The organism is Jiangella ureilytica (genome assembly GCF_004348545.1).
Classification (GTDB): Bacteria; Actinomycetota; Actinomycetes; order Jiangellales; family Jiangellaceae; genus Jiangella; species Jiangella ureilytica.
In genome coordinates this window covers 66,591-89,623 of sequence record NZ_SMKL01000016.1, presented here as the reverse complement: position 1 = coordinate 89,623, position 23,033 = coordinate 66,591, and the positions used below count along the sequence as shown (strand labels likewise).

Genomic DNA, 23,033 nt, shown 5'->3' with positions numbered 1-23,033 from the left:
CGGTGTCAGGAGGGGTGTGCGCAACGACGGATTCGACGAGTTCGTGGCCGGGTGGTCGGCCCGGCTGCTCCGCTCGGCCTACCTGCTGACGGGGGACCGCGGCCTCGCCGAGGACCTGGTCCAGGACGTCTACGAGCGGCTGTACGTGGCCTGGCCACGGGTCGCCGACCCGGCGGCCTACGCGCACCGGGCGCTGACCCGGCAGGCGATCAACCGCTGGCGGCTGCGGTCGCGGCGGCCCCAGGAGTCCGCGTTCGGGCTCGAGCACGACCGGCCGGACCACCGCGCCGACGCCGCCACCGCGTACCACGAGCGCGCCGTCGTCGTGGCGGCGCTGCGGGCGCTGACGGCGCGGCAGCGGACGGTCGTGGTGCTGCGGTTCTTCGCCGACCTCTCCGAGGCCGACGCCGCGGCCGCCATGGGCTGCTCCGTCGGCACCGTGAAGAGCCAGACGGCGCGCGCCCTGGCCCGGCTGCGCACGGTGCTGCCCGCCATCGACGACACCCATCTCACCCCGGAGGCACGGTCATGACCAGCGACGAGAACGCCCTGCGCGCCGCCCTGACGGCCGCGACGAACGGCCTGGACCCCGACGGCGACGTGCTGCGGCGGGCCCGCGACGGCGGCCGGCGGCGGCTGCGCCGGCACCGCGTGCAGGTGGGGGCGGCCTCGGTCCTGACGGCGGCGGCCGTGGCCGGCGGGGTGCTGCCGCTCCTCGGCGGCACCGGCTCGCAGACGACGACGCCGCAGCCCGCCACCATGGCGCCGTCCGACCTGCCGACGGGGGTCGGCGGGGACTGCGAGGACCTGCCCGGGTACGGCTACCGGATCACGCCGGCGGAGCTGCCGGACGAGGTGCGGCTGCTCTGGCCCGACGACGGCCGGCTCGACGTCCGGGAGGCCTGGCCGCGGATGGAGACCGGCCCGTGCGGCGGCGACGGCGAGGTGAGTTTGGCCGACGTGGACGCCGACGGTGTGATCGTGCGGCTGGCCGTCGTGTCCGGCCCGGAGCCGGCCGACGTGGTGCCGGCCGGGACGGCGCCGGGCACGCTGGTGCCCGGGCCGGAGGACGGCGAGGCGGGCCGGCGCGACCTCGCCTGGCTGCTGCCGGACGGCCGGCAGCTGCGGATCGACGCGGACGGCTTCACCCCCGCCGAGCTGGCGGACCTGGCCGCCACGGCCACCGTGGAGGACGGCGTCGTCGATCTGAGCGACTGGCAGGCCGCGATGGGGATCGAGCACGTCGGCGAGCGCGGTCAGGCGCGGTCGACCCTGTACGACTGGACGGTCTCCGGCCCGCAGGGGTCGCTCACCGTCCAGACGGCGGCAGGCGGCATCTACGGCTGGGGGCTGGTCGGCGACCGGCTCGTCGACGTCGCCGGCCGCCCGGCCCTCCTACGCCGCGAGGGCGCTCTGGTGTGGGTCCCGGCGCCTGGCGTGATCGCCACGCTCACCCTCGCCGAGGGCCTCGACCCCCTCGAGATCGCCGCGACCGTCGGCCCGGTGCCGGCCGACGACCAGCGGGTGGTCGACGCCGCCGCCGCCGTTCCGGAGGCCGAGCCGTCCGAGACACCGACCGCGACCCGCTGATCAGCCGTCGTGCTTCAGCAGGTCGCCGGCGTGCTTGCCGGCGGCGGCCGCGGCCAGGAAGTAGGCGGCGTCGTCGTCGAGGCCGCGGCCCATGGTCGACAGGGCCACCGGCGATGTTGCCAGCGCCTCCTCGAGCCCGTCGACGGCCACGGTGACGACGTGGTGGCGGTTGTCGAGCCGGGCCGCCTGCATGCGGACCTTCTCGCCGAACTCGCCGGGCAGGTCCGGCACCACGACATCGGCCGGGGCCAGCGCGACCTTGCCGTACGCCGTCAGGCTGTGGTGCGACACGCCGTGGTGGCGGGCCCGCGGGTCGGCCGAGCTGACCCGCAGTGACGCGACCGGGCGGCCGCCCAGCACGACGGCGGCGTTGACGGCCTCGCCGCAGGCCACGCCGGAGAAGCCCCACTTCGTGCCGGTGCCCAGGTTGCCCGGGCCCTGGGTGACGACGGCGACGTCGGCCTCGAGCACGTGCTTGGCGGCCAGCAGCCCGGTGTGCAGCGTGACGGCCTCGAGGTCGCCGCCGAAGGCCTGACCGACGGTGACCGTGCCGGCCAGCCAGCCGGCCTCGCGCAGCGCCGCCGCGTTCTTGCTGAACCACAGCGGCAGTGCGCCGCCGTCGGTCATGACGTAGGCCACCCGCACCGAGGCCGGGAACTCGGCCGAGGTGGTCAGCCCGGCCAGGATCGCCGGCAGCGCCGAGTGCAGGTCGGCCGTCACGACCGGCATGCCGGCGAGGTCGTCGGCCTCGCGCAGCACCTCGTGCCACTCGGAGTCCTGCTCGTCGACGCCCAGGACGGTGGCCTGCAGCGGCGTGTAGCGGGCCTTGACCAGGTGCCCGGGGCCGGGCGCGGGGTCAGGCGGCAGCTGGTTGGGCACGGCGACGACCAGCGCGAACCCGCCGGTCCCCAGGCCCATGGCCAGCGCCGTGGTGTTGAGCACGACGATCTCGCCCGGGCGGGGCCGGCCGACCAGCTCGTCGTATGCGAGGGCGCGCACCAGCTGCCCGTCGACCTCGACACGCAGCTGCGTGGCTCCGGCCCAGGAGGCGTCTACTGTTTTGACAACACCGTTTCGCCAGCGGATCACGCCTTGAGACTAGCTATTGGCTACTCTCGCGCTGGCAAGGGGATTGGGGGTTGGCGTGTCGCAGGCGGCCAAGAGCGAGCGGCTGATGAATCTGGTCATCTGTCTGCTCGTTGCGCGCGGGTACGTGCCGAAGAGCCGGATCCGCGAGGTCGTGGGCGGCTACGGCGACCAGAGCGACGACGCGTTCGAGCGGATGTTCGAGCGCGACAAGGAGGAGCTGCGCGAGGTCGGCATCCCCATCGAGACCGGCGGCTTCGACCCGCTCGGCGACGAGGAGCCCGGCTACCGCATCCTGCGCCACGAGTTCGAGCTGCCCGAGATCCGGCTCGAGCCCGACGAGGCCGCCGTCGTCGGTCTGGCCGCGCGGGTCTGGCAGCACACCTACCTCTCCGAGGCCTCCAGCAACGCCGTCGTCAAGCTGCAGGCCGTCGGCGTCGAGGCCGACACCCGGTCGCTGGGCGCCGTCGAACCGCGGGTCGGGGGAGAGGAGCCGGCGTTCTGGCCGCTCTGGGAGGCCGTGCGCGACCGCCGCCCGGTCGCCTTCCAGCACCGCAAGAGCTCGACGTCGCAGCCCTTGCAGCGCCATCTGCAGCCGTGGAGCGTGCTGTCCTGGCACGGCCGCTGGTACGTCGTGGGCCACGACACCGACCGCGACGACGCGCGGATGTTCCGCATGTCGCGCATCGTCGGCGACGTCCGGCCCGACGGCGAGCCCGGCAGCTACGAGGTCCCGTCGCCCGAGACCGTGCGCGAGGCCGCCGCCTCGCTGGCGCCGCCGGAGCGCTCGCCGGTCCTGCACGCGATCGTCCGGGTCCGGCACGGCAGCGGGCACGGCCTGCGCCGGCGCGCTACGTTCGTAGCGACCGACGCGATCACCGGATGGGACGAGGTGACGGTGCCCTACACGAGCAACCAGGCACTGGCCGAAGAGCTGGTCAGCCACGGCGCCGACGTCGTCGCGGCCGAGCCGGTCGAGCTGCGCGACGCCGTCGTCGAACGGCTGCGCGCGATCCTGGCGGTGCCGGCGTGACCACTCCGGCGAGGAAGCCGGTGAGGAAGACCGCCGCGAAGAAGACCACCCGGAAGCGGACGGCCGCGAAGACCACCGCGCCGGTGCGCCGGGCCGACAGCGCCCAGGCGCAGGTCACCCGGCTGCTCTCGATGCTGCCGTACCTGCGCTCGCACCCCAGCGCCAGGGTGTCCGAGGTGGCGGCGCTGTTCGGGGTCAGTGAGCGGCAGGTCATCCGCGACCTGCAGGTGCTCTGGTTCTCGGGTCTACCCGGCCTGCAGATGGGCGACTACATCGAGGTCGACATGGAGGCGGTCGAGGGCGAGGGCATCATCAGCGTCTCGAACGCCGACTACCTCGCCCGGCCGCTTCGCCTGCGCACCGACGAGGCCGTCGCGCTCATCGTGGCGCTGCGCACGCTGGCGGCGGTGCCCGGCTCGTTCGAGCGCGGCGCCGTCGAGCGGGCCATCACGAAGCTCGAGAACGCCGCCGGCGAAGCCGCCCAGCAGGCCGCGGCCGTGCAGGTGCAGGTCGACGGCGACGCCGTGGCCGACGTCGCCGCCACCGTCCGCGGCGCGCTGGACAGCAAGAACCGCCTGCACCTGTCCTACTGGGTGCCGGCTCGCGACGAGGCCACCGAGCGCGATGTCGACCCCATGCGGCTGGTCGTGGTCGACGGCCGGCTCTACCTCGAGGGCTGGTGCCACCGTGCCGAGTCGGTGCGGCTGTTCCGCCTCGACCGCGTGCTCGACGTCAAGGAGCTCGACGTCCCGGCCCAGGTGCCCAGCGAGGCACGCCCCCGCGACCTCGACGGCGGCCTGTTCCAGCCGTCTCCCGATGACGAGTTGGTGACATTCGTCCTCACTCCGGCTGGCCGGTGGGTGGCCGACTACTACCCGTACGAGTCCGCTGAGGAGCTGCCCGGCGGCGAGCTGCGGCTGCAGCTGCGCGCCCGCGACCGCGGGTGGGTGCGACGGCTGGCGCTGCGGCTGGGCTCCACCGGGCGCGTCGTGGAGCCCGCCGAGCTGTCCGCCGAGGTCACAGCGGCCGCCCGCGACGCGCTGGCCGCGTACGGGGAGTAGTGTTCGCATCGTGTCCGCCCTCGCCGTCTGGCTGTTCGTCGCCCTCGCCGTCGCGCTGGTCCTCGCCATCGTGCTGGTCGTGCGGGCGGCCTGGGGGCTACTGCGCAAGCTCGGCACGCTGGGCAGGGAGATGAACGCTCTGCAAGACGACCTTGACGAAACCGTAGGATCAAGGTTGAAGTAGTCCCCGGCACGCGATCGGCATGCCAGGCCCGCCGAGCGCGGCGGGTACCATCGACGGGACGTCCCCCGTCAGGAAGAGGTCGACCATGGGTAGCATCGGCACCTGGCAACTCATCATCGTCTTGGCCATCGTGTTCCTGCTGTTCGGGGCCAAGCGGCTGCCGGAGGCCGCTCGTGGGCTGGGTCGTTCGCTGAAGATCTTCAAGTCCGAGACCGAGGGCCTCATCAACAAGGACGACAAGCGCGACGACATCACCGGCGAGGGCTCCGCCCCGCAGGCGCAGCAGCCGGTCCAGCGCGCCGTCGAGCCCACCGCGGCGCCGCAGCAGGCCGCCCCGCAGCAGCCCGCACAACAGCCGGCCGACCCGGCGAACGACCAGCGCCGCGACGCCTGACGTACGTCCGACGTAGACCGACGTGGCCACCGTGATCGGCCGTCGGGGCAAGGGCTCCAAGCCGGAGCGCGACCCCGAGGGCCGCATGACCCTCACCGAGCACCTGCGCGAGCTCCGTAACCGCCTGGTCAAGTCCGCGCTGGCGGTGGTGGCGTTCGGCATTCTCGGATTCGTCTTCCGCGACCAGATCGTCAGCTTCCTGGTCGACCCGTTCCTCGACGCCGCGCGCAACAGCGACCGCGAGGCCGATCTCAACCTGCGCGAGATGATGGACCCGCTCGTCGTCCCGTTGCAGATCGCCATGCTGACCGGCCTGGTCCTCGGCGCACCGGTGTGGATCTACCAGCTCTGGGCGTTCGTCACCCCGGCGCTGTACCGCAACGAGAAGAAGTGGGCGCTCGCCGTCATCGGCACGGCCGTGCCGATGTTCGGCCTCGGCGTGCTGCTGGCCATCTGGCTGATGCCGCGGGCCATGGAGTTCCTGCTCGACTTCACCCCGAGCGACTTCACGAACATCGTCGACTTCCGCAGCTATCTGAGCTTCTCGATCCGGCTGGTGCTGGTCTTCGGCATCGGGTTCCTGCTGCCCATCTTCGTCGTGCTGCTCAACGCCGTCGGCGTGCTGCGGCACGAGACCCTGGGGGCGGCACGGCGCTGGGTCATCGTCGGCATCTTCGCCTTCGGCGCCGTCGCCACCCCCACCGGCGACCCGCTCTCGCTCATGGTCCTGGCCATCCCGATGTGGATCCTGTTCGAGATGGCGGTGCTGGTCTGCCGCGTCATGGACAAGCGCCGCGACCGCGCCGCCGGGTCCGGGCTGTCCGACGACGAGGCCACGCCTGACGACCTGCTCGACGAGCTGGGCCGCGTCGACGACGATGACGACCGCCGCCGGCGATGAGCTCGCACTTCTGATCAACCCGTCGGCCGGCCGTGGGCGTGGCGCCCGGGCCGGCCGGCGTGCCGCCCACCGCCTCGCCGAGGCCGGCCTGGCGGTGCGCACGCTGGCCGGCCGCGACGTCCGGGAAGCGGCCGATCTCGCCCGCGAGAGCGTCGAGGACGGCGTCCGCGCCCTCGTCGTCGTGGGCGGCGACGGCATGGTCCACCTGGGCCTGCAGGCGGTCGCCGGCAGCGGCACACCGTTCGGGGTCGTCCCGGCCGGCACGGGCAACGACCTCGCCCGGGCCTTGGGCCTGCCACTGGGCGACGCCGACGCCGCCGCCGACGTCGTGGCCGCCGGCCACCTGCGCGAGATCGACCTCGGCCGCACCGACGGCCAGTGGTTCGCCGGCGTCGTCGCCGCCGGGTTCGACGCGAAGGTCAACGACCGCGTCAACCGCATGCGCTGGCCCAAGGGGCCGCGCCGCTACGACCTCGCCACCTTCGCCGAGCTGGGCGTCTTCACCCCGATCCCGTACCACCTCGAGCTCGACGGCGAGGTGCTCGACCTCGAGGCGATGCTGGTCGCCGTCGGCAACATCCCGTCCTACGGCGGCGGGCTGCGCATCACGCCCGGCGCGGAGCTCGACGACGGCGTGTTCGACGTCGTGGTGGTGGCGCCGGTGGGCCGGCTGACGCTGGTCCGCGCGTTCCGCCGGGTCAAGCACGGTACCCACACGGTGTACCCGTTCGTGACGGTGCACCGGGCCAGGCAGGTGAAGCTGGACGCACCGGGCATCACCGCGTACGTCGACGGCGAGCGCCTGGGCCCGTTGCCGCGCACCTTCGACGTCGTCCCGCGCGCCCAGCGGGTGTTCGTGCCGGCGGCCGGGATACCGTTGGACCCATGAGTTCGCCGGCGGAACGGTACGCGGCAGCACATCGGCGACAACGCGATCCGTCCCCGCATCTGCGGCGGTTCCAGGCCGACTACGGGTTCGAGTTCGACGACTTCCAGCTGCGCGCCTGCCGCAGTGTCGAGGCCGGCCGCGGTGTGCTGGTCGCGGCGCCCACGGGGGCCGGCAAGACGCTGGTCGGCGAGTTCGCCGTGCACCTGGCGCTCGCCGAGGGCCGCAAGTGCTTCTACACCGCGCCCATCAAGGCGCTGTCGAACCAGAAGTACCACGACCTCGTCGCCCGCCACGGCGAGGCCAAGGTCGGCCTGCTCACCGGCGACAACACCGTCAACGGCGAGGCGCCGGTGGTCGTCATGACCACCGAGGTGCTGCGGAACATGCTCTATGCGGGCTCGCCGACGCTGAACGGGCTGAGCTACGTCGTCATGGACGAGGTGCACTACCTCGCCGACCGGTTCCGCGGCGCCGTCTGGGAGGAAGTGATCATCAACCTCCCGGAGTCGGTGAGCGTCATCTCGCTGTCGGCCACCGTCTCCAACGCCGAGGAGTTCGGCGACTGGCTCACCACCGTCCGCGGCGACACCGACGTCGTCGTCGAGGAGAAGCGGCCGGTACCGCTCTGGCAGCACGTCCTCGTCGGGCCGCGGCTGTACGACCTGTTCGCGCAGGGCGAGGCCGACGGCGAGGGCCGGCGCGTCGTCAGCCCCGAGCTGGTCCGGTCCGCCCGCGACGACGTCCGCAGCTCCCGGCCCGGCGGACGTGCGGGCCGCGGCGGGCGACCGCCACGCCGTCCGCGCGGCACGTACACGCCGGGCCGGGTCGAGGTGCTCGAGAAGCTCGACTCGGCCGGGCTGCTGCCGGCCATCGTGTTCGTGTTCAGCCGGGCCGGTTGCGAGGCCGCGGTGCAGCAGTGCCTGAGCGCCGGCGTCCGGCTCACCTCACCGGACGAGCAGCTCGAGATCCGGCAGCTGATCGAGGAGCGCACCACCGGCATCCCCGACGAGGACCTGCACGTCCTGGGCTTCCACGAGTGGTCCGAGGGGCTGGAGCGGGGCATCGCCGCGCACCACGCGGGCATGCTGCCGACCTTCAAGGAGGTCGTCGAGGAGCTGTTCGTCCGCGGGTTGATCCGCGCCGTCTTCGCCACCGAGACGCTGGCCCTCGGCATCAACATGCCGGCCCGCACCGTCGTGCTCGAGCGGCTGGTCAAGTGGAACGGCGAGACCCACGCCGACGTCACGCCGGGGGAGTACACCCAGCTCACCGGGCGGGCCGGGCGCCGGGGCATCGACATCGAGGGGCACGCCGTCGTGCTGTGGCAGCCCGGGTTCGACCCCACGGCGGTGGCCGGGCTGGCCTCGACGCGGACCTTCCCGCTGCGCTCGTCGTTCCGGCCGTCGTACAACATGGCCGTCAACCTGGTCGACAGCGTCGGGCGCACCGCGTCGCGCGAGATCCTCGAGTCGTCGTTCGCCCAGTTCCAGGCCGACCGCGCCGTCGTCGGCCTGGCTCGGCAGCTGCGCCGCGCCGAAGAGGCGCTCGAGGGCTACCGCGAGGCCATGACCTGCGACAAGGGTGACTTCGAGGAGTACGCCGGGCTTCGGCAGGCGATCAAGGACCGCGAGACCCGGCTGGCCCGCGAGGGCACGGCACAGCGGCGAGCGGCGTCGGCGGCGGCGCTCGAGAAGCTGCGCCCGGGCGACGTCATCCGGGTGCCCACGGGCAAGTTCGCCGGTCTCGCCGTCGTCCTCGACCCCGGCATGCCCGGCGGCGGCCCCCACGGCGGCGACGGCCCGCGCCCGACGGTGCTCACCGAGGGCCGCCAGGTCCGCCGGCTGTCGCTGATCGACTTCCCGAACGCCGTCGAGCCGCTGGCGAAGCTGCGCATCCCGAAGTCGTTCAACCCGCGGGTCCCGGCCTCCCGGCGCGACCTTGCCGCGTCGCTGCGGGCCAAGGCACCCGACGGCGCCGGCAGGCAGTACGAGGGGAAGCGGCGCGGCCGGTCCGCGGCGGCCGACGACGAGGAACTGGCCCGGCTGCGCCGCGAGCTGCGCGACCACCCGTGCCATCGCTGCCCCGACCGCGAGGAGCACGCCCGCTGGTCCGAGCGCTGGCTGCGGCTCAAGCGCGAGGCCGAGCAGCTGCAGCGCCGGGTCGAGTCGCGCACCAACACCGTCGCCCGCCAGTTCGACCGCGTGTGCCGCGTGCTCGAGGACCTCGACTACCTGTCCGGCGACGCCGTCACCCCGCCGGGGCGGCGGCTGGCCCGGCTCTACGGCGAGCTGGACCTGCTGGCCGCCGAGTGCATCCGCCGCGACGTCTGGGCCGGCCTCGACCCTGCCGAGCTGGCCGGCGCCGTCGCCGCCCTCACCTACGAGTCGCGCCAGCCCGACGACGCCGTCCCGCCGCGGCTGCCACCCGGCCCGGTCCGCGACGTGCTGGCCGAGATGGTGCGGTTGTGGGGCGATCTCGACCACGTCGAGTCCACGCACCGGCTCGACTTCCTGCGCGAGCCCGACCTCGGGTTCACCCATGCCGCCTGGCGCTGGGCCAGCGGGCATCGGCTCGACTCCGTGCTGCGCGACGCCGAACTGGCCGCCGGCGACTTCGTGCGCGCGGTGCGCCAGCTGCTCGACCTGCTGGACCAGATCGCCGACGCCGCGTCCGGCACGCCGCTGCGCGAGACGGCGCGGCAGGCGTCGGGGGCCCTGCGGCGCGGCGTGGTCGCGTACGCGACGCTGTCGGCGGAGTGAGGGACGACTGATGCGGCTGCTGGTGCTGGGCGGGTCCGGGTTCGTCGGACGCGCGGTGGTCGACGACGCGGTGTCGCGCGGCTGGGACGTGACGACGTTCAACCGGGGGCTGCGGGTGTCGTCCCGGCCCGACGGTGTCGAGGTGCTGCACGGCGACCGGCTGGATCCGTCGTCGCTGTCGGTGCTGCACGGCGACCGGCTGGATCCGTCGTCGCTGTCGGTGCTGGACGGCGGCCGCGAGTGGGACGCCGTCGTCGACACCTGGTCGGGCATCCCGCGGGCGGTCCGCGACAGCGCCGCCGTGCTGCGCGACCGGGTGGGAGCGTACGCGTACGTGTCCAGCCGGTCGGTGTACGCCCCGCCGGTGCCGCCCGGCGCCGACGAGTCGTGGCCGGCGGTGCAGTCCTCACCGGACGCCGAGGACGGAGACTACGGCCAGCAGAAGGCCGGCGCGGAGCTGGCCGCCCTCGCCGCGTTCGGCGACCGCGCGCTGATCGCCCGCGCCGGCTTGATCCTCGGCCCCTACGAGGACGTCGGCCGGCTGCCGTGGTGGCTGAACCGTGCCGCCCGCGGCGGGCCGATGCTGGCTCCCGGTCCGGCGGATCTGCCGATCCAGTACATCGACGCCCGCGACCTCGCGTCCTGGCTGGTCGATTCCGTGGCCGCCGGCACGGGCGGCGTGTTCAACGCCGTCAGCCGGCCCGGCCACACGACCATGGGCGAGCTGCTGGCGTCGGTCGTGGCGGTGACCGGCGGCAACGCCACGCTGCGCTGGGTCGAGCCGTCGGTGATCCTCGAGGCCGGTGTGGTGCCGTGGAACGACCTGCCGGTCTGGATCCCGCCCGGTCACGAGTTCGAGACGCTCGGCCTGCACACCGCCGACGTGTCGCGTGCCCTGGCGACCGGCCTTCGGGCCCGGCCGGTCGAGGAGACCGTGGCCGACACCTGGGCCTGGCTGGGCTCGATCGGCGGCACCGCGCCGCAGCGCGCCGACCGGCCCGCCGTCGGCCTCGACCCGGAGGTCGAGGCCGCCATCCTGCGCGCGGCCGGAACGCCGGCGTCGTGACCGCCACGCCGGAGGGGGCGGGCGTCAGCTCTGGCTGACGTAGACCCGCGTGACGGTGTCGCCGGGGCCGAAGTCCACGACCAGCAGCTCGAAGTCGATCATCGTCGGCCGGGTCATGTACTCCCAGCTGGTGGCGTCGGCGGCGCCGCCCTCGCCGAGCAGCTGCGCCGTCTCGGCGCGGGTGGCGTCGTCGAGCAGGCCGCAGTCGACGACGATGCCGGCGAGCTCGCCCTTGCGGGCGCCCTGGTCGTCGTCGGTGGCGTCGAGGCCCACCCACTCCTCGGTGTCGAAGTCGCAGCCGGCGACGTCGTCGCCGGAGCCGGAGCAGCCGGCCAGGAGCACGACCAGTGCGGCCGCCGCGACGGTGGTGCGCATGGTGGTGACGCTACCGGCGCCGGGCGAACGGCAGGCGACCGCCGCGCGACCTCAGGCCGGGTCCGGGTTGAACGCGTTGAGCACGCGATTCAGCGAGGAGTCGAGGCCCCACCGGTTCGCCAGCTCGACCAGCGCCTCGGGGTCGGCCGGCGCCTGGGGCAGGGTGTCGTCGTAGTCGGGCAGCGGCACGTCGTGGCGCACCTTGACGACGGTGGGCGCAACGGCGAGGTAATCGCGCGCGTCGGCGATCTTGCGGCGCAGCGTGGGCGACAGCTCCGCCTCGGGGTCGTCGACGGCGGCCAGCAGCCCGTCGATGCTGCCGAACCGGGTGATCAGCGTGCCGGCGGTCTTGTCGCCGACACCGGCCACGCCCGGCAGGCCGTCGCTGGGGTCGCCGCGCAGCGTCGCGAAGTCGGCGTACGAGCGGCCCGGGATGCCGTACTTCGTGGTGACGACGGTCTCGTCGACGACCTCGTGCCGGCCCACGCCGCGGGCGGTGTAGAGGATGCGCACGCCGCGGTCGTCGTCGACCAGCTGGAACAGGTCGCGGTCGCCGGTGACGACGTCGACCGGGCCCTTGTCGCGAGTGGCGAGCGTGCCGATGACGTCGTCGGCCTCGAAGCCCTTGACCCCGATGTGGGCGATGCCCAGTGCCGTCAGCACCTCGAGGATGACCGGGATCTGCGCCTCGAGCGCCGCCGGGACCTCCTCGATGTTGCGGGCCGCGTTGGCCAGCCGGTGCGCCTTGTACGACGGCAGCAGCTCGACCCGGAACGCCGGACGCCAGTCGGCGTCGAGGCAGGCGACCAGCCGGGACGGGCCGCGGTCGGTCGTCAGCCGGGCGATGAAGTCGAGCAGCCCGCGGACGGCATTGACCGGCGTGCCGTCGGGCGCCTTGATGGAGTCGGGCACTCCGAAGAAGGCGCGGAAGTACAGCGAGGCGGTGTCGAGGAGCATCAGGCGGTTCTCGGTCCCGGGCATGCCCGTCAGCGTACTGGCGGGTTAGGGCCGAAGGTCCGTTGACTCACCTGGGCACCGCTCCTACGTTCGCAAGGAGAACGCCGGAGGCGACCGCGCGCGGCGCGGTCCTCACCCGCTTGGAGGTGGGTCGGCGGCGAGTGCGGAGGTCAGCCGGCCGGGCCGCTGACCAGGGTGCCGGTGGCGTACATGCGATGCGACGAGCCGAAGCGCGGCCAGCACGTGGTCAGCGTGATGCGCCGCTCCGTCGGCTCGGTGTCGCGCGGCTCGCCGGGCACGGGGTCGACCACCCACACGTCGCTGATGTCGATCTTGTTGCCGTTGCTGTCGCCGTCGGGGGCGTCGTCGAGCTGGTAGACGTAGGTGCCGTCGGCCATCTCGATCTCGATGGTGTCGCCCACCCGCAGGTCCGGGAAGTCGGCGAACGGCGACAGATGGCCGGAGCGGTGCGCGGCGATGCCGACGTTGCCGACCTCGCCCGGGTTCGCGGTGCCGGGGTAGTGGCCGGGGCCGCGGGCGAGGTCGTCGGCCAGCACGCCCTGGACGACGGTGAACTCCCAGTCGTCGCCGAAGCGGGGGATCCGCAGGATGCCGTAGGCGTCGCCGTCGGCCAGCTCGTCGGGGTCGGGCGGCGGCGTGCCGGGCTCGATCTGCCCCCACTGCTGGCCCAGCTCGTCCTCGAGCGCGTCCTGCGCCTGGGCGGTCTGGATGCCGGTGCCCCAGATGATGTAGACGACGAAGAGCAGGACCAGGGCGCCCGCGGTGAGGAGGAGCTCGCCGATGCCGCCGATGACGGTGGCCCACGCACTGCGGCGCGGCCGGGTGCTGACGCGCTGGGGCGCGTGTCGTGGCATACCACGACCCTAATAGGCGTCCCGCTACAGTCGAACACGTGCTGATCGCCGAGGACCTGCTGCTGCTGAGCTATGACGACGAATCGGGCAGACCGACCTTCGACGGCACGCGCATCGAGTACTCGCTCGCCGGCGCGCTGCTGATCGAGCTGTCGCTGCTCGGCAAGGTCGCCGTCGCCGGGCCGGGCGAGGACGTCAAGCGCGACCGGCTGGTCGTGCGCGACTCCAGCCCCGTCGGCGACGACGTCCTCGACCACGCCCTGGCCGAGCTGGCCGACGACGAGGGCAAGAAGCCGAAGAACGTGCTCGGCCAGTTGCGCAAGGGCACCCGCGACCGCCTGCTGCGCCGGCTCGCCGATCGGGGGCTGCTGCGCGAGGAGTCCGGCAAGGTGCTGGGCATCTTCCCGACCGTCCGCTGGCCGGCCGACGACGCGTCGCACGAGGCCGCCGTGCGGCAGCGGCTGCACGACGTGCTCGTCACCGGGCTCGAGCCCGACCCGCGCACGGCCGCGCTGGCGTCGCTCCTGCTCGCCGTCGACGGCGTCCACAAGGTCGTCCCGTCCGACGACCGGCGAGCGGTCAAGCGGCGGGCCAAGGAAATCTCCGACGGCGCGTGGGCCGCCGACGCCGTCAAGAAGGCGGTCCAGGAGGTCCAGGCCGCGGTCACGGCCGCCATCGTGGCCGGCAGCACCGCCGCGGTGGCGGGCGGCAGCAGCTGACACGTTCGGCCCGGACGCCGCTCGATAGAGTTCGGCAGGTGACCGCCGATCTCGACGACCGTCTCGCCCGTGCCCGCGCCGCCGCGGCCGCCGCGGGCCTCGACGCCCTGCTGATCACGCCCGGCGCCGGGCTGCGCTACCTCACCGGCTACGAGGCCCTGCCGCTGGAGCGGCTGACCTGCCTGGTGCTGCCCGTGGACGGGACGGCGTCGCTGGTGGTGCCCGGACTGGAGGAGCCGGCCTCCGTCGCGTCGGGCGCCGGGAAGCTGGCGCTCGACATCCGCACCTGGCAGGAGACCGACGACGCCGTCGCGCTCGCCGCTGGGCTGCTGCCGGGCGTCCGCCGGGTCGGGCTGGACGACCAGATGTGGGCCGAGAAGGCGCTGCGGTTCCGCGCCGCGATGCCGGACGCCGAGCAGGTGGCCGCCGGCGCCGTCCTGTCCGAACTGCGGATCCGCAAGTCCGAGGCGGAGGTCGAGGCGCTGCGCGAGGCGGCGGCGGCGATCGACCGCGTGCACGCCCGGATGGCCGAGTGGCTGCGTCCCGGCCGCACCGAGGCCGAGGTGGGCCGCGACATCGCCGCCGCCATGGTCGCCGAGGGTCACGTGCGCGCCGACTTCGTGCTCGTCGCGTCCGGGCCGAACACCGCCAGCCCGCACCATGAGAGCAGCGGCCGGGTCATCCAGGCCGGCGACCCCGTCTTCGTCGACATCGGCGGCACGACCGAGGCCGGCTACTGCTCCGACTCCACCCGCACCTATGCCGCCGGCGACCCGGGTGCTGAGTACCGGGCGGCCTACGACGCGCTGCAGGCGGCCCAGGCGGCCGCCGTGGCCCACGTGCGGCCCGGCGTGACGGCGGAGTCGGTCGACGCCGCCGCGCGCTCCGTGCTGACGCAGGCGGGCCTGGGCGAGGCGTTCGTCCACCGCACCGGCCACGGCATCGGCCTCGAGACGCACGAGGAGCCGTACATCGTCGCCGGCAACACGCTGCCGCTCGAGCCGGGCATGGCGTTCTCCGTCGAGCCGGGCTTCTACCTGGCCGGCCGGCACGGGGCGCGCATCGAGGACATCGTGGTGGTGACGGCCGACGGGGTCGAGGCGTTGAACCGGCGTCCGCGCGACCTCGTGATCCTGGATACGTGACATTCTCGACATAGCGCCGAAATCGTTCCGCGCGAGCGTGGTCCTGGCATTCGTCCCGACCACCCTCGAGGAGCGACATGGCGCCCACGCCACCGACCGACGCCGAGCTCGACGTCATGATCCGGGCCCGGCTCGCCGCCGTCGGCATCGACCTGAGCCAGCTGCCGCCCGGCACCGCCGACGACCCGGAGACCGGCGCGCCCGGGCAGGCCGCCGTCCTGTCGTCGCTGCGATCGTTCGTCCGGTCCTCGCTGTCGGAGATCAGCGCGTGGGTGCCGCCGGCGCCGAGCGTCGAGGTCTCGCAGCAGGCGGCCCCGATGCTGTACCCGTCCATCAGCACCGCGTGGCGGGACGCATGAGTGCCCCGCAGGACGTCCACGTCGACCGCCGCTCGTTCCTGGCGCGCATGGCGGTGCTCGGGGCGGGCGCGGCGGTGGCCGGCACCGTCGGGCTGCCGCAGGTGGCCTACTCGGGCCCCGTCGCCACCCGGTCGGGGTCGAGCCCGCACCCGGACGCCTACGCCGAGCCGCGGCCCGAGGCCGTCGCCGACCTCACCGAGCTGACCATCGCCGAGGCGGCCTGGCTGATCCGGGCCGGGCGGCTGCGGCCGGAGGCGCTGGTCGAGGCGCACCTGGAGCGCATCGCCGCGTTCGACGGCACGTACCAGGCGTTCAACCTGGTGCTCGCCGAGCAGGCGACGGCGGCGGCGCGGGCGCTGCGGCGCGGCCGGTACCACGGACCGCTGCACGGGATCCCGCTGGCGATCAAGGACAACTACTACACGGCGGGGGTGGCGACGACGGCCAACTCGTACGTCTTCGCCGACTTCGTGCCGCCGTTCGACGCGACGGCGGTCGCCCGGCTGACCACGGCCGGCGGCATCGTCCTGGGCAAGACCCAGATGGGCCCGCTGGCGACCACCCGCGCGACCACGCCCGACGGCGTCGTGACCACGGTGAACGCGTGGACGCCGTCGAACCCGTCGACCAACCCCGGTGGCTCCTCGACGGGGACGGCGACGGCGGTGGCCGGGCGGCTGGCGGTGTCGGGCATCGGGACCCAGACGGGCGGCTCGATCACGGCGCCGTCGAACGCGCAGAACCTCACCGGCCTCAAGCCGACCATGGGCCGGGCGTCGCTGTACGGGATCGTGCCGCTGACGTACTCGCGCGACCACCCCGGCCCGCTGGCCCGGGACGCCAAGGACGCGGCGATCATGCTGCAGGCCATGGCCGGCGAGGACCCGAACGACCCGCGCACCCAGGGGCTGCCGCCGGTGCCGAACCTGGCGTCCGCGGCGACCCCGGTGTACCGAGGGTCGCGGGTGACGCTGCGGTGGAAGACCCGGATCGGCGTGATCCCGGGCTTCGTGTCCGGGACCAGCTCGACGGCGGCGGCGCGGCGGGCGTTCCTCGACACGCTGGCCGGCGTCGAGGGCTGCACCGTGGTGGACGTGACGCTGCCGGACGAGTGGGGCCTGCTGACCGGCCGGTTCAACGACGTCCGGCTGCCCGAGCGGTCCGAGCCGTTCGTGCCGTACCTGCGCCAGGACCTCAAGCTGTTCGGGGTGTCGCTGACCAGCTGGCTGCAGGGCGCACTGATGGGCGCCGACGAGTACGTGACCGGCCAGCGAGCCAAGCTGGTGCTGCTGGAGCGGGTGCTGTCCGGTCTGTTCGAGCAGTGCGACGTCGTGGTGCAGACGTCGCCGGTGCCGTTCGACATCATCGGGCTGCCCGAGCTGGCGCTGCCGATCGGGTTCTCCGGCGGCCTGCCCATCGGGACCATTCTGGGCGGCCGGCCGTACGCCGAGGACCGGCTGCTCTCGGTGGCGGCGGCCTACCAGGCGCTGACCGACTGGCACTGGCAGCGCCCGGCCGATCCGGTGGCGGCTGGTGCCGGGGCGCGGTCGCTGGCGCCGGCCCGGCCGCGGCTCACCGCCGCTGAGGTGGCCGAGCAGTCGGAGTGAGGTGCGCCGAGTTCGGCGGGGATCGTTGCCCGGGTGGTCTTCTCATCACGGGGCCGGCGCGGAGGTCAGGCGGCGGGCGGGATGTTGTGCGTGTAGCGGAACACGTTGTCGGGGTCCCAGGTGCGCTTGACCTGTTGCAACCGCTCGTACGCGGCGTCGGAGTAGGCGGCCTTCACCACCTCGGGCGTGGAGCCCGGAGCGAGGAAGTTGAGGAACCCGTGCGGCCGGGCGGCGTCGCCCAGTGCGGCGAACCCGTGGTCGAGGCGTTCCTCGACGGCCGCGAGCTGTTCCGGCGTGGCGGCCAGGGCGTGCGCCGCCGCGACGTACGGGGCGTCGCGGTGCGACAGCGGGCTGTCCTGTTCCTTCGCGGCGGCGCCGCCGAGGTGCCGGATCTCGACCCCCGGCACCGGCGAGCCCGGCGCGGCCAGGTCGGTCAGCGCGCCGATGACGTCGTCGCCCAGCTCGGCCAGCGCCGTGCTGCGACCGGCCGACGGCATGGGGTCGGTGGGCTCGCTGCCCGAGAGAGCCGCCTCGAGATAGCCGGTGGTGCGGAACATGTCGGCGATGGGCGCGCCCAGGGCCGAGCGCAGCGCCTCGAGCTCGTCGCCGTGGTCGGCGGCGATGGTGGCCCGCAGCATGACGACGTGCTGGCCACGCAGCGGCTCGGGCACCGTCGGCGCAGGCGGGACCGTCATGACCATGGCCGCCGCGGTGACGTCGTCGGAGACCTGGCCGGTCCAGTCGGCCCAGGTGCGCAGCACGTCGGCGGCCCGCGCGCCGGGATAGATCATCGTGCCGTGGTGCACGGCCGGCACGTGCTGCAGCCGCACCTCGAGCGAGGTGACGACGCCGAAGTTGCCGCCGCCGCCCTTGATCGCCCAGAGCAGGTCGGGGTTCTCGTCGGCGCTCGCCCGCACCAGGGCGCCGTCGGCCGTGACGACGTCGGCCGCCACGATGCTGTCGGCGGCGAAGCCGTAGCGGCGCAGCAGCAGGCCGAGGCCGGCGCCCATGGTGTAGCCGATGGCGCCGACCGTGGGCGCCGTGCCGGACAGGCCGGCCAGCTGGTGCGGATCGGCCGCCTCGAGCACGGCGCGCCAGCGGGTGCCGCCGTCGATGCGGGCGACCTGCCGCTCGGCGTCGACGGCGACCCCGGTGAGCTCGGTGACGTTGACGACGACGCCGTCGTCGTTGCCGCGCACGGCGCCGTGGCCGGAGGACTGCACGGCGAACGGCAGGCCGCGCTCGCGGGCCAGCCGGACCGACGCCTGGACGTCGGCCGCGCTCCGCGCCATGACGACGAGGGCGGGATGCTGGTCGACGAGCAGGTTCCACGGGCGCCGCACGTCGTCGTAGCCGTCGTCGCCGGGAGTGCAGGCCCGGCCGGTGAGCGATGCGCGGAAGCCGTCGAGGTCGTCCATCAAGGTACTCCATCCAGGTGCTGAGATCGGTCGTGCCCGGGCCAAGTCTGCCGGGCGGGTCCGACAACGAGACGGATCCCGGCCCGGGAATGTGACATCAGCTGGTCAGCGCCTCGACGGCGAGGTCGACATCGGCCTGCGTCGTGTACAGGTGGAACGAGGCGCGCAGCCGGCCGCCGCGCACGGCGGCCCGCACCCCGGCCGCGGCCAGCCGTTCCTGCGCCCCGGGCACGTCGACCGAGACGATCGCGGAGTCGCCCGGCGCCAGCCCGAGCCCGTCGAGGAACCGGTTCGCCAGCCCCACGTTCCAGTCGTGCACCGCATCGACCCCCACCGATGCGAGCAGCTCCAGCGCCGGCGCCGCGCCGACCCAGGAGAACCAGGCCGGCGAGAGGTCCAGCCGGCGGGCGTCGCGGGCCAGCCGCAGCGGCGGCCCGTAGTACGACCCGAACGGGTCCTCGCCCGCCCACCATCCGGCCTGCGACGGCACCACCCGCGACCGCAGCTGCGCCGTTGTGACCAGGAACGCCGTGCCTCGCGGCGACAGCTGCCACTTGTATCCGCCCGCGACCAGCGCGTCGTACCGGCGCGCGTCGACCGGCAGCCAGCCGACCGCCTGGGTCGCATCGACGACCGTCGATGCGCCGGCCGCCTGGGCCGCGGCCACGACGGCAGCGGCGTCGGCCACCGCGCCGGAGGCGGACTGCACGAGGCTGAACGCGACGACGTCGACCTCGGGTGTGATCGCGGCCGCGAGCCCGGCAGCCGGCGCCGTCCGCACCACGACGCCGCGGTGCCGTTGTGCCAGCCAGGGGAAGAGCAGCGACGTGAAGTCCTCCTCGGGCGCCAGCACCACGGTTCCGTCCGGCACCGACGCCGCCAGCTGTGCGACCAGCTGCGACACCTGGGCGCCGGTCGTCACGTCCTCCTCGGCGGCGTGCACGAGCCGCGCGAACGCCGTCCGCGCCCGCGCCGTCGACTCGCCCCAGCCCTCCCACGACACCCGCCCGTGCCGCCACTCGTCGAGCGCCGCCTGCAGTTGCGTCCACGCCGTCGACGGGGGCAGGCCGTAGCTGGCGGTGTTCAGCCAGCCGGGGTCGGGGGAGAAGAGAGCGCGCGCCTCGGCCAGGTCCATCCGGTCATCGTGCCACCGGGCGGCCGCGCGCCGTCACGGCAGGTGGGCGGGTCGCCAGTAGAGTGCACCCGTGGAGGACATCGACAGGAAGATCGTGGCGTTGCTGATGCGGGACGGCCGGATGAGCTACACCGACCTCGGCAAGTCCACCGGCCTGTCCACGTCGGCCGTGCACCAGCGGGTCCGCAGGCTCGAGGAGCGCGGCGTCATCCGCGGCTACGCCGTGGTCGTCGACCACGAGGCGGTGGGCCTTCCGCTGACGGCGTTCATCTCGATCAAGCCGATCGATCCCAGCCAGCCCGACGACTCCCCGGACCGGCTGTCGGGCATCCCCGAGATCGAGGCCTGCTACTCCGTCGCCGGCGACGAGAGCTACATCCTCAAGGTCCGGGTCGGGCGCCCCGCCGACCTCGAGGACCTGCTGGCCCGCATCCGCTCGTCGGCGAACGTGACCACCCGCACCACCATCGTGCTGTCCACGCCGTACGAGAACCGTCCCATGACGGCCTGAGTCAGGCCTGGGTCCGGCTCGGCGGCAGGTGGCTGCTGGCGGGTCCGCCGGCCTGCCGACCGACGGACCCTCACCTCACCGGACCGCTGCCCGGCGCGGGACGATCCGCATGACCGCTGTGCCGACGGCCAGGAGGGCGAAGCCCGCCAAGATCACCCAGATCGGGCTCATCCCTGTCTGAGCCAGGCACCCGGCACCGCCGGCGCCCCCGGCGCCCACCACGCACTTGTCGTACATTGTCACCACGTCCTTTCGCGGTTCAGGATCACATCGGCGTAGGCCTTCGCGTGCACGAGCTGAAGGAAGATGTCGTACACCAGCTCGAACATCGTGGAGGCCGCCACCATGTGCCGCCAGCCTCGGTCGCTGACGGTGACGACGCGCTCCAGGATGAAGACGCCCGTGACCGCCATCCAGACCGGCTGGAGGCTCACACCACCGTCGGCTGCGATGGCGACGGCGATGGAAGTCAGGTAGATGAACGTGACCGCGACGCCGGCCATCGTCAGGAGCTGGCGGCCCCAGTAGCGCCACGTCACCGGGGTCACGCCGTACTGGAAGCAGTTCTCCACCGCGCCGCGCTTCCAGCGCAGCCGCTGCTTCCACAGATCGCGCCACGTCGGCATGACCTCGGTCACGAGCGTGCACTCCTTCGGACTGAGCACCTCATAGCCCAGGTGGAGAAGCGCGAACGTCAGCTCGTTGTCCTCGGTCAGGACCGTGGTGTCATAGATGCCACCCCGCCCGTCACCGGCGGGCACCGCGTCGCTCAGCCTCGCCCGGGAGACGTGCTTGAGCGTGCCGGCCCGCATCATCGCAGCGGTACCGGTCACGACCAGGCACTTCCCGCCCAGGCGGCGCACGTCTCTCGCGTACCTGGCGTACTCGTTGCGCTGGAGGTACCCGACCAGCCCGGCACCGGCCTCGCCCTGGAAGACGCCGCCGATGGCGCCGAGCTCGGGACGCGCGTCCATGTGCTCGAGCGCCGCCTCGATGAAGTGCTCACCGAGCTGGCTGTCGGCGTCCTGGACGAGTACGAGGTCGTGATCGCGCAGCCTCGGCAGGATGTCCGCGAGGACCTGGTTGAGTGCGCCCGCCTTCTTGTCGGTGTTCCCCACCGTCACCGCGACCTCGGCACGCCATGCGGCCGCGACCTTCGCCGTGTCGTCGGTGCAGTTGTCGGCGATGACGATGACGCTGTCCGGCCGATGGGTCTGGCGGCTCAGCGCGGCCAATGCCGCACCGATGCCTGCTTCCTCGTTGTGCGCCGGAATGAGCACGGTGATCCGGACATCCGGCACACCGGAATAACGTAGGCCATTGCCCACGAAGATCGAGTCCCCCCGCGAATGCAGGCCGAAGTGCCGTCATGAAATGCACGGCACCTCGGCCCGGTTGCCCCCCTTGCCGCCGGAGTTTCCCGGTGGCCGATGTTGCCCTTTGAGGCTAATCCCGCCGGGCGCCGCGCGCATCTCGAAAGTACCGGCGTTCTCCGCGTCACCGCTGGTCAGAACGCTGGATTGTCACGATGCGTGACGCTGGAGCGCGCCGGCGGCCCGGAGTTCCGTCACCATGGGTGACGACAATGGAGGAAATGTGTCCGGCGTCTCACTGGTCCGCTGGCCCGGCCAGCGGACAAAGCGGACAATACGCCCGTGGCCCGTCGGAATGATCACGTCGAAGTCGGCGTGCGTTCGCTCTGCCACGAATCCATTCCCCGAGATGTTCGCACGTCCCCAGGAATACACGGGCGGAGCGGGATGAGCCTTTACCGGGGTGGAGCGAGGGGCGCGTCAGCTGAAGGCGCTCTGGCCGGTCAGGGCCTGGCCGATGACGAGCTGGTGCACCTCGCTGGTGCCCTCGTAGGTGAGCACCGACTCGAGGTTGTTGGCGTGGCGCAGCACCGGGTACTCCAGCGTGATGCCGTTGGCGCCGAGAATCGTCCGGCACTCGCGGGCGATGGCCAGCGCCTCGCGGACGTTGTTCAGCTTGCCCAGGCTGACCTGCTGCGGCGTGAGCGTGCCGTCGTCCTTCAAGCGCCCCAGGTGCAGCGCGAGCAGGTAGCCCTTCTGCAGCTCCAACGCCATGTCGGCGAGCTTGGCCTGGGTGAGCTGGAACGACGCGAGCGGCTTGTCGAACACCTCGCGCGTCTGCACGTAGGAGAGAGCGGCGGCCAGGCAGTCGCGGGCCGCGCCCAAGGCTCCGAAGACGATGCCGAAGCGGGCCTCGTTGAGGCACGACAGCGGACCCCGAAGGCTCGACACCTCGGGCAGCACGGCCGACGACGGCAGGCGGACGCCCTCGAGCACCAGCTCGCTGGTCACCGACGCCCGCAGCGACAGCTTCTTCCCGATCTTGGGTGCGGTGAACCCCGGCGTCCCCGCCGGCACGAGGAAGCCGCGGACGGCACCGTCGTCGGCACAGCGGGCCCAGACGACGGCGACGTCGGCGACCGAGCCGTTGGTGATCCACATCTTGGTGCCGTCGAGCACCCAGTCGTCGCCGTCGCGGCGGGCGCAGGTGCGCATGCCGGCCGGGTTGGAGCCGAAGTCGGGCTCGGTCAGGCCGAAGCAGCCGATCAGCTCGCCGGCGGCCATGCCGGGCAGCCACTGCTGCTTCTGCTCCTCGGACCCGAACTTCCAGATGGCGAACATCGCCAGCGACCCCTGCACCGACACCAGAGAGCGGACGCCGGAGTCGCCGGCCTCGAGTTCCATGCAGGCCAGGCCGTAGGAGACGGCGTTGGTGCCGGCGCAGCCGTAGCCGGTCAGGTGCATGCCGAGCAGGCCGAGCTTCCCGGCCTCGAGCGCGAGCTCGCGGACGGCCGACGAGGACAGCCCGTCCTCGTACCAGTCCGCGACGGACGGGCGGACGCGGTCGTCGACGAAGTGGGCGACGGCATCGCGCAGGTCGCGCTCCTCCTCGCTGAGCAGGTGCTCGACGCTCAGCAGTTCCAGGGGCGTGGTCAT

23 protein-coding genes are annotated in these 23,033 nt (G+C 73.4%); 15 read left to right on the top strand and 8 right to left on the bottom strand.

The annotated features are described in order from the left end of the window. The first annotated feature begins 16 nt into the window (after positions 1-16). Both E1212_RS09600 and E1212_RS09595 read left to right on the top strand, forming a co-directional pair. Positions 17-532, top strand: a complete 516-nt coding sequence (locus E1212_RS09600) for a SigE family RNA polymerase sigma factor (protein ID WP_131981694.1) — start codon at positions 17-19, stop codon at positions 530-532. Beyond that, positions 529-1,590 carry a hypothetical protein gene (locus E1212_RS09595; RefSeq protein ID WP_131981692.1) on the top strand — a complete coding sequence of 354 codons (1,062 nt, stop codon included), beginning with the start codon at positions 529-531 and terminating at the stop codon, positions 1,588-1,590. Before E1212_RS09600 ends, E1212_RS09595 begins: the two co-directional genes overlap by 4 nt. Here the strand turns inward: E1212_RS09595 and E1212_RS09590 are convergent, their stop codons facing one another. Continuing rightward, positions 1,591-2,679, bottom strand: coding sequence for a DUF3866 family protein (locus E1212_RS09590; RefSeq protein ID WP_131981690.1), 1,089 nt, complete (start codon positions 2,677-2,679; stop codon positions 1,591-1,593). 85 nt (positions 2,680-2,764) lie between these two features. On the opposite strand from E1212_RS09590, the gene E1212_RS09585 reads away from it, so the two are divergent. From E1212_RS09585 to E1212_RS09555, 8 genes are all read left to right on the top strand, one after another. After that, entirely contained in the window at positions 2,765-3,709 is a 945-nt protein-coding gene (locus E1212_RS09585) for a helix-turn-helix transcriptional regulator (protein WP_131981688.1), read from the top strand. Positions 3,710-3,729: 20 nt separating this feature from the next. Beyond that, positions 3,730-4,770 carry a helix-turn-helix transcriptional regulator gene (locus tag E1212_RS09580; protein WP_203416705.1) on the top strand — a complete coding sequence of 347 codons (1,041 nt, stop codon included), beginning with the start codon at positions 3,730-3,732 and terminating at the stop codon, positions 4,768-4,770. A gap of 10 nt (positions 4,771-4,780) precedes the next feature. After that, positions 4,781-4,954 (top strand): hypothetical protein, encoded by a 174-nt coding sequence (locus tag E1212_RS29365; RefSeq protein ID WP_162605400.1) that lies wholly within the window; start codon positions 4,781-4,783, stop codon positions 4,952-4,954. Positions 4,955-5,039: 85 nt separating this feature from the next. Then, a complete protein-coding gene (tatA, locus tag E1212_RS09575; protein WP_131981686.1) occupies positions 5,040-5,348 on the top strand; it encodes a Sec-independent protein translocase subunit TatA in 309 nt (102 codons plus the stop codon). A gap of 31 nt (positions 5,349-5,379) precedes the next feature. Beyond that, positions 5,380-6,249, top strand: coding sequence for a twin-arginine translocase subunit TatC (gene tatC, locus E1212_RS09570; protein WP_131981684.1), 870 nt, complete (start codon positions 5,380-5,382; stop codon positions 6,247-6,249). Then, entirely contained in the window at positions 6,227-7,138 is a 912-nt protein-coding gene (locus tag E1212_RS09565) for a diacylglycerol kinase (protein WP_131981682.1), read from the top strand. The genes tatC and E1212_RS09565 overlap by 23 nt, the downstream gene beginning before the upstream one ends. After that, positions 7,135-9,897 carry a DEAD/DEAH box helicase gene (locus E1212_RS09560; protein ID WP_131981680.1) on the top strand — a complete coding sequence of 921 codons (2,763 nt, stop codon included), beginning with the start codon at positions 7,135-7,137 and terminating at the stop codon, positions 9,895-9,897. The genes E1212_RS09565 and E1212_RS09560 overlap by 4 nt, the downstream gene beginning before the upstream one ends. A gap of 10 nt (positions 9,898-9,907) precedes the next feature. Beyond that, positions 9,908-10,963, top strand: coding sequence for an NAD-dependent epimerase/dehydratase family protein (locus tag E1212_RS09555; RefSeq protein ID WP_131981678.1), 1,056 nt, complete (start codon positions 9,908-9,910; stop codon positions 10,961-10,963). Between the two features lie 24 nt (positions 10,964-10,987). Here E1212_RS09555 and E1212_RS09550 read toward each other — a convergent pair whose 3' ends face one another. From E1212_RS09550 to E1212_RS09540, 3 genes are all read right to left on the bottom strand, one after another. Beyond that, a complete protein-coding gene (locus E1212_RS09550) occupies positions 10,988-11,338 on the bottom strand; it encodes a hypothetical protein (protein ID WP_131981676.1) in 351 nt (116 codons plus the stop codon). 51 nt (positions 11,339-11,389) lie between these two features. Next, positions 11,390-12,319, bottom strand: a complete 930-nt coding sequence (locus tag E1212_RS09545) for a 5'-3' exonuclease (RefSeq protein ID WP_131981674.1) — start codon at positions 12,317-12,319, stop codon at positions 11,390-11,392. Between the two features lie 146 nt (positions 12,320-12,465). Next, the gene (locus E1212_RS09540) at positions 12,466-13,170 is read right to left on the bottom strand and encodes a class E sortase (RefSeq protein WP_131981672.1); all 705 of its coding nucleotides are present in this window, start codon (positions 13,168-13,170) and stop codon (positions 12,466-12,468) included. Positions 13,171-13,208: 38 nt separating this feature from the next. Between E1212_RS09540 and E1212_RS09535 the strand changes: the two genes are divergently transcribed. The 4 genes from E1212_RS09535 (at position 13,209) to E1212_RS09520 (ending at position 17,000) form a co-directional block, all read left to right on the top strand. Further along, a complete protein-coding gene (locus E1212_RS09535; protein ID WP_131981670.1) occupies positions 13,209-13,889 on the top strand; it encodes a GOLPH3/VPS74 family protein in 681 nt (226 codons plus the stop codon). A gap of 38 nt (positions 13,890-13,927) precedes the next feature. Continuing rightward, positions 13,928-15,034 (top strand): M24 family metallopeptidase, encoded by a 1,107-nt coding sequence (locus E1212_RS09530; protein WP_131981668.1) that lies wholly within the window; start codon positions 13,928-13,930, stop codon positions 15,032-15,034. 77 nt (positions 15,035-15,111) lie between these two features. Further along, positions 15,112-15,393, top strand: a complete 282-nt coding sequence (locus tag E1212_RS09525) for a hypothetical protein (protein ID WP_131981666.1) — start codon at positions 15,112-15,114, stop codon at positions 15,391-15,393. Then, a complete protein-coding gene (locus E1212_RS09520) occupies positions 15,390-17,000 on the top strand; it encodes an amidase (RefSeq protein WP_131981664.1) in 1,611 nt (536 codons plus the stop codon). The genes E1212_RS09525 and E1212_RS09520 overlap by 4 nt, the downstream gene beginning before the upstream one ends. A gap of 65 nt (positions 17,001-17,065) precedes the next feature. Here the strand turns inward: E1212_RS09520 and E1212_RS09515 are convergent, their stop codons facing one another. Continuing rightward, positions 17,066-18,418 (bottom strand): FAD-binding oxidoreductase, encoded by a 1,353-nt coding sequence (locus E1212_RS09515; protein WP_131981662.1) that lies wholly within the window; start codon positions 18,416-18,418, stop codon positions 17,066-17,068. A gap of 97 nt (positions 18,419-18,515) precedes the next feature. Next, the gene (locus tag E1212_RS09510) at positions 18,516-19,553 is read right to left on the bottom strand and encodes an aminotransferase class V-fold PLP-dependent enzyme (RefSeq protein WP_131981660.1); all 1,038 of its coding nucleotides are present in this window, start codon (positions 19,551-19,553) and stop codon (positions 18,516-18,518) included. Positions 19,554-19,623: 70 nt separating this feature from the next. Here E1212_RS09510 and E1212_RS09505 point away from each other — a divergent pair, with 70 nt between their 5' ends. After that, a complete protein-coding gene (locus E1212_RS09505) occupies positions 19,624-20,064 on the top strand; it encodes an Lrp/AsnC family transcriptional regulator (protein WP_131981658.1) in 441 nt (146 codons plus the stop codon). Between the two features lie 239 nt (positions 20,065-20,303). Here the strand turns inward: E1212_RS09505 and E1212_RS09495 are convergent, their stop codons facing one another. Continuing rightward, positions 20,304-21,365 (bottom strand): glycosyltransferase family 2 protein, encoded by a 1,062-nt coding sequence (locus E1212_RS09495; protein ID WP_203416704.1) that lies wholly within the window; start codon positions 21,363-21,365, stop codon positions 20,304-20,306. Positions 21,366-21,857: 492 nt separating this feature from the next. Further along, positions 21,858-23,033 carry an acyl-CoA dehydrogenase family protein gene (locus E1212_RS09490; RefSeq protein ID WP_131981652.1) on the bottom strand — a complete coding sequence of 392 codons (1,176 nt, stop codon included), beginning with the start codon at positions 23,031-23,033 and terminating at the stop codon, positions 21,858-21,860.